General features: G+C 67.8%; 11 protein-coding genes and 1 riboswitch. Of the genes, 7 read left to right on the top strand and 4 right to left on the bottom strand.

Annotated features, from left to right (window positions below; translation table 11 throughout):
- Positions 1-2 precede the first annotated feature (2 nt).
- The gene (gene cobS, locus XH84_RS27505; RefSeq protein ID WP_128922608.1) at positions 3-785 is read right to left on the bottom strand and encodes an adenosylcobinamide-GDP ribazoletransferase; all 783 of its coding nucleotides are present in this window, start codon (positions 783-785) and stop codon (positions 3-5) included.
- Positions 782-1,285, bottom strand: a complete 504-nt coding sequence (gene cobU, locus XH84_RS27500; protein WP_164936647.1) for a bifunctional adenosylcobinamide kinase/adenosylcobinamide-phosphate guanylyltransferase — start codon at positions 1,283-1,285, stop codon at positions 782-784. Before cobU ends, cobS begins: the two co-directional genes overlap by 4 nt.
- A gap of 122 nt (positions 1,286-1,407) precedes the next feature.
- Here cobU and cbiB point away from each other — a divergent pair, with 122 nt between their 5' ends.
- Both cbiB and cobD read left to right on the top strand, forming a co-directional pair.
- Positions 1,408-2,349, top strand: a complete 942-nt coding sequence (gene cbiB / locus XH84_RS27495) for an adenosylcobinamide-phosphate synthase CbiB (protein WP_164936646.1) — start codon at positions 1,408-1,410, stop codon at positions 2,347-2,349.
- A gap of 11 nt (positions 2,350-2,360) precedes the next feature.
- Positions 2,361-3,326 (top strand): threonine-phosphate decarboxylase CobD, encoded by a 966-nt coding sequence (cobD, locus tag XH84_RS27490; RefSeq protein ID WP_164936645.1) that lies wholly within the window; start codon positions 2,361-2,363, stop codon positions 3,324-3,326.
- Here cobD and XH84_RS27485 read toward each other — a convergent pair.
- Positions 3,315-4,763, bottom strand: coding sequence for a cobyric acid synthase (locus XH84_RS27485; RefSeq protein WP_128922605.1), 1,449 nt, complete (start codon positions 4,761-4,763; stop codon positions 3,315-3,317). The genes cobD and XH84_RS27485 overlap by 12 nt on opposite strands.
- 23 nt (positions 4,764-4,786) lie before the next feature.
- Positions 4,787-5,422 (bottom strand): cob(I)yrinic acid a,c-diamide adenosyltransferase, encoded by a 636-nt coding sequence (gene cobO, locus XH84_RS27480; protein WP_128922604.1) that lies wholly within the window; start codon positions 5,420-5,422, stop codon positions 4,787-4,789.
- A gap of 40 nt (positions 5,423-5,462) precedes the next feature.
- Positions 5,463-5,682, top strand: a riboswitch (cobalamin riboswitch).
- A gap of 94 nt (positions 5,683-5,776) precedes the next feature.
- Here cobO and XH84_RS27475 point away from each other — a divergent pair.
- The 5 genes from XH84_RS27475 to XH84_RS27455 are packed head-to-tail and all read left to right on the top strand — an operon-like array spanning position 5,777 to position 12,219.
- Entirely contained in the window at positions 5,777-6,151 is a 375-nt protein-coding gene (locus XH84_RS27475; RefSeq protein WP_128922603.1) for a DUF1636 family protein, read from the top strand.
- The gene (cobW, locus tag XH84_RS27470; protein WP_128922602.1) at positions 6,148-7,182 is read left to right on the top strand and encodes a cobalamin biosynthesis protein CobW; all 1,035 of its coding nucleotides are present in this window, start codon (positions 6,148-6,150) and stop codon (positions 7,180-7,182) included. The genes XH84_RS27475 and cobW overlap by 4 nt, the downstream gene beginning before the upstream one ends.
- Entirely contained in the window at positions 7,182-10,430 is a 3,249-nt protein-coding gene (gene cobN / locus XH84_RS27465) for a cobaltochelatase subunit CobN (protein ID WP_128922601.1), read from the top strand. Before cobW ends, cobN begins: the two co-directional genes overlap by 1 nt.
- Positions 10,427-11,590, top strand: a complete 1,164-nt coding sequence (cobG, locus tag XH84_RS27460; protein ID WP_128922600.1) for a precorrin-3B synthase — start codon at positions 10,427-10,429, stop codon at positions 11,588-11,590. Before cobN ends, cobG begins: the two co-directional genes overlap by 4 nt.
- Positions 11,590-12,219, top strand: a complete 630-nt coding sequence (locus tag XH84_RS27455) for a precorrin-8X methylmutase (protein WP_128922599.1) — start codon at positions 11,590-11,592, stop codon at positions 12,217-12,219. Before cobG ends, XH84_RS27455 begins: the two co-directional genes overlap by 1 nt.

Raw genomic sequence — 12,219 nt, 5'->3', positions numbered from 1 at the left:
GCTCAACGTCCGATCTGAAAGGCTGCGGCGACCAGCAGGACCAGAATTTCGCCGATCTGCTCGAACGCGCCGAGGATGTCGCCGGTCTGCCCGCCGATCTGGCGGATCGCAAGCCGTGCCAGCATCAATCCAGCAAACGACAGCAGGATCAGGCCGACCAGCGCCTTGCCCGGCCCCAACGCCAGGGCGAGCGCGAGCGTTCCAACCGCGAATGCGATAGCGACGCTGCGGCCCGGCGGCGATCCGGCGCGCGCCGACAACCCGTCCGGTCGTGCCGGCGGGACCAGTGACATGAAGGCCGGCACGCCTGCACGGGCGGCCGCGTGCGCGGCGCACAGCGCCAGCGTGACGGCGAAGGGACTGGCGATCGTTGCGAGCGCGCTCCAGCGCAGGCCGAACGACAGGATCAGCGCACAGACGCCGTAGGTGCCGATCCGGCTGTCGCGCATGATCTCCAGCTTGCGCTCGCGCGTGCGGCCGCCGCCGAGTCCGTCGGCGGTGTCGGCAAGCCCGTCCTCATGCAATGCGCCGGTGATGAGGGCGGTAGTCCCCAGCGCAAGCAGGGCGGCGAGGTTCGGTGTCAGTCCGCAGCGGATCGCGGCCTTGTAGACGAAGGCGCCGGCGAGGCCGACCAGCAGTCCTGCGACGGGCAGCGCCCAGGTCGCCCGCGCGACGGCGCCGTCAGCCGCCGGCTTCGACGATGCCGCCGGAAGGATCGTCACGAACGACGCCGCCATCCTGAGATCGGCGACGATGTCTTTGAGAAGCTCGGCGCGCGGCATCATTTCAATTTCATCGGAAGGCCGGCGACGACGAACTCGACCTCGTCAGCAACGTCGGCGATCGTTTGATTCATGGTTCCGGCGGCGTCGCGATAGAGGCGCGCCAGCGCATTGTCCGGCACGATGCCGAGGCCGACTTCGTTGGTGACCAGGACGACGGGGCTCTTGAAACGGGGCAGGGCGGCGGCGAGTTCGGTCACCTCGCGTTCCCAATCGCGCGTCGCATGCATCAAATTGGAAAGCCACAGCGTCAGGCAATCCACCAGTCTTGCGCCGCCGCCATCGGTCGCGACCAGCGCCCCCACGAGATCTAGCGGTACCTCGCGCTCGATCCAGTCGGCTCCGCGCCGCGCGCGATGCTTGGCAATGCGTGCCTCCATCTCAGTGTCGAGTGCCTCGGCCGTTGCGACATAGACGGGCTGGCCCGGAAAAGCGCGCGTGCGCATTTCCGCACGCCTGCTCTTGCCCGATCGCGCTCCGCCGGTGATCAAGATGACGGCCATAAAACTCTCCTGGAGGGCCTGACTAACCACCAATCGCGGCCAAAGACAAAGCCGAAATCAGGCGTGGAGGGGCTTGCGCTTGGCCCTCGCTTTGCGCAACAGGGGCTGGACAGGAGGCAGGATTGGGCTTTGCGGGCGCGATGGTGGTGGCGATGGCGGTGGATGCCCTCTCAGGCTGGCCGTCGTGGCTGTTCGCGCGGATCGGCCATCCCGTGACCTGGCTGGGGCGGCTGATCGGCGCCATCGATTGTAGCTGGAATCGCGCCCCCGATCCGCCGGCGCTCCGCCGCGCGGCTGGCGTCGCCGGAGCACTTTTGGTGGTCGCATTCTCCGTTGTGATTGGCTGGATGATTCAGGCCTTGCTTCCCACGGGTTGGATCCAGATCGTGCTGGTCGGTGCCCTGGCCTGGCCGCTGGTCGCGCTGCGTTCGCTGCATGATCACGTCGCCGCCGTCGCCAAGCCGTTGCAGGCCGGCGACATCGCGGCTTCGCGCGAAGCAGTTTCGCGCATCGTCGGTCGCGATCCCGCGGCGCTCGATGAAGCCGGCATCGCGCGCGCGGCAATCGAGAGCCTCGCGGAAAACGCTTCCGACGGCATCGTCGCTCCGGTGTTCTGGGGCGCGCTGTTCGGATTGCCCGGCATTTTGGGGTACAAGGCGATCAACACGCTGGACTCCATGATCGGCCATCGCAGCGAACGGCATGAAGCCTTCGGCTGGGCCGCCGCGCGCGTCGACGATGTCGCCAACTTCGTCCCGGCGCGCCTGACCGGATTTCTGTTCGTGCTGCTGGCGCCGCGGCGATCCGGAGCGCTGGCGTGCATGACGCGCGATGCGCGCCGTCATCGCTCGCCCAATGCGGGCTGGCCGGAAGCCGCGATGGCAGGTGGGCTCGGCGTGCGGCTCAGTGGTCCCCGCATCTATCACGGCAGCATCACGAACGAACCCTGGCTCAACGAGGGCGCGCGCGATCCGCTTGCCGCGGATATCGGCGAGGGACTGACGATCTATCGCCGTGCCATGCTGCTGCTTGCCGGCGTGCTTGCGATCCTGGCGTTCGCGTGAAAGAACGGGGCATGCGCGAGCATGGTGGAAATCTCGATCTGGCCGGGCAACGTTTTGGCGGGCGCGCCGAGGACTGGATCGACCTGTCGACCGGGATCAACCGGTTGCCTTATCCCGTGGGGAGGATGAGCGCGCGTGCGTGGAGTGCGCTGCCGTCGCACGCCGAGATCGACGCTCTGCATCAGGCCGCGCGGCACGCCTACCGCACCAGCGCGCCGATCGTCGCGCTTGGCGGCGCGCAGGCCGCGATCCAATTGCTGCCGCAACTCGTGCCGCCCGGCCGCGTGCGCATTCTTGCGCCGACCTATAATGAGTATGCGGGTGTGCTGTCGGCCGCGGGCTGGGAGGTGCAGGAGGCTGGCGAGCTCGACGCGCTGGCCGGCGCCGACCTCGCCATCGTCGTCAATCCCAACAACCCCGACGGTCGGAATCATGCGCCAAAGGATTTGCTCGCGCTGCTGCCACGCGTCGGCCGTCTCGTGATCGACGAGAGCTTTGCCGATGCGGTCCCGCAATTGTCGCTTGCGCCTGGAGCGGATCGGCCTGGACTGCTGGTTCTGCGCTCGTTCGGAAAATTTTATGGCCTTGCCGGCGTGCGGCTGGGCTTTGCCCTTGGCAATGCGGCTGATGTGGCCAGGCTCGCGGCGGCTTCGGGTCCATGGCCCGTATCGGGGGCAGCGATCGCGATCGGTTGTCGCGCGTTGCACGACGATGCCTGGGCTGAGGCCACGTCCGCGCGCCTTGCGCGCGACTGCATTCGTCTCGACGAGATGGCGCGCGAGCAGGGATGGCGGCTCGTTGGCGGGACAGCGCTGTTCCGCCTCTACGAGACGCCGGACGCACTCGCTGCGCAGGAGAAGCTGGCACATGGCTATATCTGGTCCCGCGTCTTCGCGCACAATCCGGCGTGGCTGCGGCTCGGGCTTCCGGGCAACGAAGCCGAATGGACGCGCCTTGCCGAGGCGCTAGCGCGCTAGCGAAAGCAGGCCTTCGACGTCGAGATGGCTTTCGATGTGATCTGCGAGGGCGTCGAGCGCGCTTTCGACCCGGGCCATGTAGGGCTCGTCGCCTGCGGGAATGTCGAGCTCGGCGAGGTAGGCCTTGCGGAAATCATCGGAGGCGAAGAGGCCGTGCAAATAGCTGCCCTGCACGTGGCCGTCGCGTGAGATCGCGCCTTCCGGCTCGCCGTTCAGTCTTGCGAAGGGGCGGGCGCGATCCGGTCCATCGGTACGGCCGATGTGGATCTCGTAGGCCTCGATCGGCTGCTCCGTGGCGGTGTGCACGGCCGCGACACGCGTCAGCGTCTTTTGCGGGCTCATCACGGTGTTGACATCCAGCAGCCCGAGACCCGGCGTGTCGCCTGCGGGACCCTCGATGCCGTCGGGGTCGGCGACGCTGCGCCCGAGCATCTGATAGCCGCCGCAGAGGCCAAGGACATGGCCGCCCCTACGGTGATGTGCAAGCAGGTCGATGTGCCAGCCCTGCGCGCGCAGGAAGGCGAGGTCGCCGCGGGTGGATTTTGAGCCCGGGATGATGACAAGACGCACGTCGCCCGGGATCGCTTCGCCAGGGCGCACCATCACGAGATCCACGGCCGCCTCGAGCCTGAGCGGATCGAGATCGTCGAAATTCGCGATCCGCGACAGTGCGAGGCAGGCGATCTTGCACTGGCCGGGCTTGCGCGCGTCGCGGAGGCCCAGAGCATCCTCAGCCGGCAGCTCGCCGGCGCGCGGAAACCAGGGCAGCACGCCGAGGCCGCGCCACGCGGTCTTTTGCTCGATCAGCTTGTAGCCGTCGTCGAACAGCGTTGGATCGCCGCGGAACTTGTTGATGACGAAACCCTGGATCATCGCGGCATCGTCGGTGTCGATCACCGTCTTGATGCCGACGAGCTGGGCGATGACGCCGCCGCGGTCGATGTCGCCGACCAGCACGACGGGCACTTCGGCCTTGCGGGCAAAACCCATATTGGCGATGTCGGCCTTGCGCAAATTCACCTCTGCGGGGCTGCCCGCGCCCTCGACCAGCACGAGATCGGCGCGCGCTTTCAGCCGCTCGAAACTCTCCAGCACCGCACCCATCAGCGATGGCTTCATCGTCGCATAGTCGCGCGCGCGTGCGGTCGCGATGCGTTTCCCATGCACGACCACCTGCGCGCCGACATCGGTCTCGGGCTTGAGCAGCACCGGGTTCATGTCGGTGTGCGGCTCGACGCCGGCGGCCAGCGCCTGCAGCGCCTGCGCGCGGCCGATCTCGCCGCCGTCGACGGTGACCGCCGCGTTGTTCGACATGTTCTGCGGCTTGAATGGCAGCACACGCAGGCCCCGCCGCGTGAAGGCGCGCGCAAGGCCGGCGACGATCAGCGACTTGCCCACGTCCGAGCCGGCCCCCTGGATCATCAACGCGCGTGCCATGGTTTTTTCAGAACTTGGTGTGGTCAGAACTCGACGCCGGCCTGCGCTTTGATGCCGGAGCGGAAGGGGTGCTTGACCAGCGTCATCTCGGTGACGAGATCGGCGATCTCGATCAGCTCGTCCTTGGCGTTGCGGCCGGTGAGCACGACATGCGTCATCTCGGGCTTTTGCGTCGTCAGGAACTCGACCACCTCGGCGATGTCGAGATAGTCGTAGCGCAGCGCGATGTTGATCTCGTCCAGCACGACCATGCGCAAATTGGGATCGAGGATGAGCTCCTTGGCCTTCTCCCAGCCGGCGCGCGCGGCGGCGATGTCGCGGGCGCGGTCCTGCGTCTCCCAGGTGAAGCCTTCGCCCATCGCATGGAACTGGCAGAGCTCGCCGAAATGGCCGGTGAGCAGGCGCCGCTCGCCGGTATCCCAGGCGCCCTTGATGAACTGCACGACCGCGCAGGGGAAGCCGTGGGCGACGCAGCGGACGATCATGCCGAAGGCGGAGGAGGACTTGCCCTTGCCGGCGCCGGTGTGGACGATGATGAGGCCCTTTTCGCCGCTCTTGGTCGCCATGATCTTGTCGCGGGCGGCCTTCTTCTTCGCCATTTTCTGGGCATGCCGGGCGTCGGTTTCCTCGGCAGTTTGGGTATCCGGTTCAGGCGTCATCGGTCCCGGTCCTTCGGCTTGACAAGAGGCGGCCACCGGCAAATGGTGGCCCGGCGTTGGTTCCTGTCCTATGACAGGCGAAGAGGGAATGCGATAGGGTCCGAATCGGCAAGATTTGGGTCCAAACTGCAGCCGCCCCCGCGACCGTAACCGGAGAGATGCCCGAAGCCACTGATTCCCTTAGGAATCGGGAAGGCGGGGATCGAAGGGCAAAGCCCTGCTCCGCAAGCCGGGAGACCTGCCAGCGCGGACGAGTTTTGAACCGGCGGACGGGGTGTTCCGCGACGGGGAAACGGGCCTTCTGAAGAACGGTCCGTGTGCCTCATCGCCTCCCGCGTTTATCAGGAAGAGGCGATGACCGTCACACTTCATGTCTGCATCACCTGCCGTGCCGGCCAGACGCTTGGCGAGGGCGAGACGACGCCCGGCAAGCGCCTGCATGGCGCGATCCTCGAGACCGGCGTGCCCGAGGGCGTCAGAGTGGTTCCCGTCGAATGCCTGTCGGCCTGCAGCCAGGGCTGCTCGGTCGCGCTCAGCGCGCCCGGCCGCTGGTCGTACGTCTATGGCCGCCTGTCGGATGCCAATGCGCAGGACGTGGTCGCCGGCGCCGCTGCCTATGCGGCTGCGCCCGATGGAATCGTGCCCTGGCGCAGCCGTCCCGAGATCTTCCGCAAGCAATCGCTTGCGCGCATTCCCCCTGTTGCCGTCGTGCCGGAGGCCGCCGAATGAATTCGCTCGCAAAAGTCCCGGTCACGGTGGTCACCGGTTTCCTCGGTTCCGGCAAGACAACGCTGATCCAGCATCTTCTCGCAAACCCTGACGGCAGGAAGCTCGCCGTGCTCGTCAACGAGTTCGGCAGCGAGGGCGTCGACGGCGAGATCCTGAAGTCCTGCGCCGACGCGAACTGTCCTGAAGAGAACATCGTCGAGCTCGCCAATGGCTGCATCTGCTGCACCGTCGCCGACGATTTCATTCCGACCATGGAGCGATTGCTGGCGCGCCCGGTGCGGCCCGATCATATCCTGATCGAGACCTCGGGCCTGGCGCTGCCGAAGCCGCTGCTCAAGGCGTTCGACTGGCCCGAGATCCGCTCGCGCATCACGGTCGATGGCGTGATCGCGCTCGCCGACGCCGAGGCCGTCGCGGCCGGCCGCTTCGCGCCCGATCCCGACGCCGTCGAAGCGCAGCGCGCGGCGGACGAAAATCTCGACCACGAGACGCCGCTGTCGGAAGTGTTCGAGGACCAGATCGCCTGCGCCGACATCGTGCTGCTGACCAAGGCCGATCTCGCCGGCGCGGCGGGACTTGAAGCTGCGAAGGCTGTGATCACCGCCGAGATGCCGCGCCGAGTGCCGATGCTGCCCGTCACTGACGGCGCGATCGATGCGCGCGTCATTCTCGGCCTCGGCGCTGCCGCCGAGAACGATCTTGCCGCGCGCCCCTCGCATCACGACGGCGAGGAAGAGCACGAGCACGATGATTTCGCCTCCGTCGTGATCGACCTTCCTGAGGTCGTCGACATCGATGCGCTGGTCGGCTCGGTGCAGAAGCTCGCGCGCGAGCAGAACGTGCTGCGCGCCAAGGGCTACATCGCGGTGGCGGGCAAGCCGATGCGCCTGCTGCTGCAAGCGGTCGGCGAGCGCGTGCGCCACCAGTTCGACAAACCCTGGGGGGCAGGTCTCAGGCAGTCAAAGCTCGTCGTGATCGGCGAGCATGGCGATATCGACGAGGCCGCGATCAGGTTGGGACTAGGCATCTGATGCACGTCGTCTTCCGCGAGAGCCGCGGTCTGGAGGAGACCGCGACGCCAAGGGACATCGGCCAGGACCCGGCCGATCTCGTGGTGCTCTCGTATTCGGATTCCGACCTTGCAGCGTTTGCGGCCGGATGGCGCCGCGGCCGCAGCAACTTGCCGTCGCTGCGGCTCGCCAATCTCGCGGAGCTGCGTCATCCGCTGTCGGTCGACACCTATATCGAGCGCACGTTGTCGCAGGCGCGCGGCATTCTGGTGCGGCTGATCGGCGGCGAGTCCTATTGGCCGTACGGGCTGGCTGCCCTTCAACAACTCGCCAAGGATCGTGGCATCGTGCTCGCCGTGCTGCCGGCCGACGGCCGCGATGACACGCGGCTCGATGCCTATTCGACCTTGCCGGTCTCGACGCTGCGCCGGCTCAAGGTGCTCTGCGACACCGGCGGTCCGGTCGCCGCGCAAGCGGCGATCGCGCAACTCGCGCTGGCGTCGGGCCTCTATGCAGGGCCTGTCATCGGTGAGATGACCGTGCCCGAGATGGGCTTCTACGATCCCTTGCGCAGCGTCATTGCTGCGCCAGTGGGTGGCGAGGGGAAGCCGCGTGCCCTGGTGACGTTCTATCGCTCCTATCTCACCGCTGCCGACACCGGCCCGGTCGATGCCCTCATCGCGGCGCTGCGCGACAAGGGCTTTGACGCCTACGGCGTGTTCGTCACCTCGCTGAAGGCTCCGGGTGTTGCGGACTGGCTGCGCGCGCATCTTGCGCAAAATCCTCCGGCCGCGATCGTCAATGCGACGGCGTTCTCGGCCGTAGGCGACGACGGCACGACGCCGTTCGATGCCGCATCCTGTCCGGTATTCCAGGTCGCGCTGTCCACGGCACGGCGCGAGGACTGGGCTGCCTCGCTGCGCGGCCTATCGCCCGGCGATCTCGCGATGCATGTGGTGCTGCCCGAGGTCGATGGACGGCTGCTCGCAGGCGTCGTGAGTTTCAAAACAGCGGCCGAGCGCGATCCCGATCTGCAATTCTCACATCTGGCGCACAGTCCCGACGAGGAGCGGGTGAAGGCCGTTGCCGCGCGCGTTGCGGCCTGGCGGCGGCTCGCGGAGAGGCCAACCGCCCAGAAGCATCTGGCGATCGTGCTCTCGAACTATCCGGGACGCCCGCACCAGATCGCGCACGCAGTCGGGCTCGATGCGCTGGCTTCGGTCGAAGCATTGCGGTCCGATCTCGCCGCGGTCGGCTTCGATGTCGCGCCGGTTCGAGCACTCGGTGAGACTCTGCTGAAGCAGAAGCTCAGCTGGAACGTCGCCGATTATCGCGCCGCGCTCTCGCGCCTTCCGCAATCCCTGCAGGATGATCTCGCGCAGGCCTGGGGCGCGCCGGAGAACGATCCGAGCTGCCGTGGCGGCGCGTTTCAATTCGCGGCCATCGCGTGCGGTCAGTCGGTCATCGCGGTTCAGCCGGAGCGTGGCGATGTCGCCACGCGCGATACCGACTATCACGATCTCGCCCGCACGCCGCGCCATGCCTATGTCGCGTTTTACCTGTGGCTCCGCGAGCGTGGGATCGATGCCGTCGTGCACATGGGCGCGCATGGTACGCTGGAATGGTTGCCCGGAAAGTCCGTGGCGCTGTCATCCGCGTGCTGGCCGGAAGCGCTGATCGGCGATTTGCCCGTCATCTATCCCTTTATCGTCAACGATCCCGGCGAAGCCGCGCAGGCCAAGCGTCGCTTAGGTGCCGTCACCATCGGTCATCTGCCGCCGCCGCTGGAGACATCCACGGTGCCAGAGGGGTTGCGGCGGCTCGAACGGTTGCTCGACGAATATTCGACCGCCGATGGTCTGGATCCCGCGCGCCGGCAACGATTGATCGCGGCGATCCGCGACGAGGCGCGTGCGGCGGGTCTCGAAGACGATCTCGGCCTCGATGCCTCGGCCGCGCCGGCCGAAGCGATCCCGCGCATCGACCGCTTCGTCTGCGATCTCAAGGAAAGCCAGTTCGGCGACGGTCTGCACGTGTTCGGCCGCGGCGCCTGCGGCGAAGCAGAACGCGATGCGCTGCTCGCTGCGCTTGCCGGCCAGCGCGTCGCGCCCGGACCATCGGGCTCGCCCTATCGCGGCCGCGCGGACGTGCTGCCGACCGGGCGCAATCTCTTTGCCGTCGACCCGCGCGCGGTGCCGACGGCATCGGCGCATGCGCAAGGCATCAAGCTCGCCGAAGAGCTGCTGCGCCGTCACCTGCAGGATCATGGCGACTGGCCGAAAGGGCTCGTGGTCGATCTCTGGGGCTCGGCGACGATGCGCACCGCGGGCGAGGAATTTGCCATGGCGCTGCATCTGGCCGGCCTTGCGCCACGCTGGGATCACGCCTCCGGCCGCGTCACCGGCTACGACATTATCGCGCCGGCCGAACTTGGCCGCCCGCGCATCGACGTCACGCTGCGCGTCTCGGGCCTGTTCCGCGATGTCTTCTCGGGCCTTGCGCAATTGTTCGAGGCTGCGTCCGAGGCGCTTGCGGGGCGCGAGGACGAGGGCGAGGACAATCCGTATCGCCACCGCACCTCCCGCGTGTTCGCGCCGCGGCCAGGGCAATATGGTGTCAGCCTCTCGGCGATCCCGGATGCTTTCACGCCGGAAACGCGAGAGGCGGCCGGCGAAGCCTGGCTGTCGGCATCGTCCTGGGCGTTCGCGGCCGACGGCGAGATGCAGCACGACCGAGCCGGCATTGAACAGCGCCTCGCTGCGGCCGACGCCTTCGTCCACGTCCAGGATTTGCCGGAAACCGACCTGTTGCTCGCCGCCGATTATGCTGCGCACGAAGCCGGTGTTGCGGCTGCCGCAGGGCATCTCGGCGCGGCGGGACCATCGCTCTATCACCTCGATACGACGTGCCCCGAGCAGCCGCATGCACGTACGCTGACCGAAGAAATTTCCCGCGTCATCCGTGCGCGCGCCGCCAATCCGGCCTGGATCGCCGGCATGATGCGTCATGGTTTCCGCGGGGCCGCCGAGATCACCGCGACGCTGGAGCACATGGCCGCTTTCGCCCATCTTGCCGGCGCCGTGCCGCCGCATCTGTTCGATCTCTACTATGATGCGACGCTCGGCAATGACGGCGTCCGCGCCTTCATGGCGCGCGAGAATCCGGCGGCGTTCGCCGCGATGGAAGCCTGCTTTGCGCGCCTGCATGATGCAGCGCTCTGGCAAACGCGCCGCAACTCGATCGCAGCGGCGCTGAGGGAGGCCTCATGAGTGCGGTCGCGGTCAAGGGCTGGTGTCCCGGCGCGCTGCGCCCGATGCTGTCGGGCGACGGACTGGTGGTGCGCGTGCGCCCGTTCGGAGGGCGCCTTGACGCCTCGCAAATCGCCGGGCTTGCCGAACTCGCCGGGCGGCACGGCAATGGTCTGATCGATGTGACGAGCCGCGCCAATCTCCAGATCCGAGGCGTCAGCGAGCAAAGCCATCGGCCGCTGCTCGACGGCCTTGCGCAACTGAGGCTGCTCGATCCCGACGCCGAGATCGAAGCCCGTCGCAATATTCTGGTGATGCCATTCTGGAGCGGCAGCGACCAGACGCAGTCGCTCGCCGCCGAGCTGGAGGAGGCACTCGCCGAGAGCGCGCTCGCGCTTCCGACCAAGTTCGGCTTTGCTATCGATGACGGAAGGTCGCGGGTGCTCGCCGGCGATTCCGCCGACATCCGCATTGAGCGCGATCGCTCGGGCCGTCTCCTGGTGCGCGCCGATGGTGCGAGGCTCGGCCGTTCCGTCGCGCGTGGCGAGGCCGTGAGCACAGCCCTGGCGCTGGCAAGCTGGTTCCTGGTCTCCGGCGGCGCGAGGGGCGGGCGAGGGCGCATGGCAGCACATATCGCCGCCGGCGCGACGTTGCCTGCATCGCTGCGCGGCGAGACCGAGCCTGCACCCGTGATGGCCGCCTCGCGGCCCGGGTCCTATCCGCAAGGCGCCATGGTCGGCGTCGCGTTCGGGCAGTTGCTGCACACGACGCTGCATCAATTCGCGAGCTGCGGGCATGCGCTGCGCATGACGCCCTGGCGGATGGTGCTGAGCGAGGGCAAGCGGGAGATGCCGAGCGGGGCGGGTCTCATCACCGAGCCGTTTGATCCCGCGCTGCGGGTCATCGCCTGCAGCGGCGCGCCGCGCTGCCGCGAAGCTCAGGCCGATACGCGCGCGCTGGCCGCGGCGCTCGCGCCGCGTATCGCCGCCGATGCGCGGCTCCACGTCTCCGGCTGCGGCAAAGGCTGTGCCCATTCCGGCACGGCCGCAGTCACGCTGGTGGCGACGCGCGCCGGCTTCGATCTCGTCCGCGACGGCTCGACGCGCGATGAGCCGGTCCTGCGCGGCCTCAACGGCGCCGACATCGTCAGTGATCCCTCCATCCTCGTCGGAGGGAATTGATGCCGCACGTTTACGAGACCGATGGCGCCACGATCTACCGCCAGTCCTTTGCCACCATCCGAGCCGAGGCCGATCTTGCGCGCTTCACGGCGGACGAGGAGCAGGTCGTGGTGCGGATGATCCATGCCGCCGGCATGATCGGCCTGGAGGCGCATATCCGCTTCACGCCCGGCATGGCGGCTGCCGCGCGCGCCGCGCTGCAAAGAGGCGCGCCGATCCTGTGTGATGCGCGCATGGTCTCGGAGGGAATTACGCGCGCAAGGCTGCCCGCGGCCAACGCTGTCATCTGCACGCTCGGCGACGAGACCGTGCCAGCGCTCGCGCAATCGATGCGCAACACCCGCTCGGCCGCGGCGCTCGAGCTGTGGCGGCCGCATCTTGAGGGCGCAATCGTTGCGATCGGCAATGCGCCGACCGCGCTGTTTCATCTGCTCAACATGCTGGAGGACCAAAACTGTCCGCGGCCGGCGGCGATCATCGGCTGCCCAGTCGGCTTTGTCGGCGCGGCCGAGTCCAAGGCGGCGCTGATGGCCGATCCGCCGGCGCCGGCGCTGACGGTCGACGGCCGCCTCGGCGGCTCCGCAATCACGGTCGCGGCCGTGAATGCGTTGGCGAGCCGGAGCGAATAG

The sequence above is a fragment of the Bradyrhizobium nanningense genome (assembly GCF_004114535.1).
GTDB lineage: Bacteria > Pseudomonadota > Alphaproteobacteria > Rhizobiales > Xanthobacteraceae > Bradyrhizobium > Bradyrhizobium nanningense.
Note: the sequence above shows the minus strand (reverse complement) of the source record. Positions and strands in the feature narration are given on the sequence as shown.

Excerpts from the sequence above, each read along its gene's own strand:
- cobD (WP_164936645.1), top strand. The coding sequence starts at position 2,361 with ATGCGCGAGCATGGTGGAAATCTCGATCTGGCCGGGCAACGTTTTGGC.
- XH84_RS27485 (WP_128922605.1), bottom strand. The coding sequence starts at position 4,763 with ATGGCACGCGCGTTGATGATCCAGGGGGCCGGCTCGGACGTGGGCAAG.
- cobN (WP_128922601.1), top strand. The coding sequence starts at position 7,182 with ATGCACGTCGTCTTCCGCGAGAGCCGCGGTCTGGAGGAGACCGCGACG.
- cobU (WP_164936647.1), bottom strand. The coding sequence starts at position 1,285 with ATGGCCGTCATCTTGATCACCGGCGGAGCGCGATCGGGCAAGAGCAGG.
- cobO (WP_128922604.1), bottom strand. The coding sequence starts at position 5,422 with ATGACGCCTGAACCGGATACCCAAACTGCCGAGGAAACCGACGCCCGG.
- cobW (WP_128922602.1), top strand. The coding sequence starts at position 6,148 with ATGAATTCGCTCGCAAAAGTCCCGGTCACGGTGGTCACCGGTTTCCTC.
- cobG (WP_128922600.1), top strand. The coding sequence starts at position 10,427 with ATGAGTGCGGTCGCGGTCAAGGGCTGGTGTCCCGGCGCGCTGCGCCCG.
- XH84_RS27455 (WP_128922599.1), top strand. The coding sequence starts at position 11,590 with ATGCCGCACGTTTACGAGACCGATGGCGCCACGATCTACCGCCAGTCC.
- XH84_RS27475 (WP_128922603.1), top strand. The coding sequence starts at position 5,777 with ATGACCGTCACACTTCATGTCTGCATCACCTGCCGTGCCGGCCAGACG.
- cobS (WP_128922608.1), bottom strand. The coding sequence starts at position 785 with ATGATGCCGCGCGCCGAGCTTCTCAAAGACATCGTCGCCGATCTCAGG.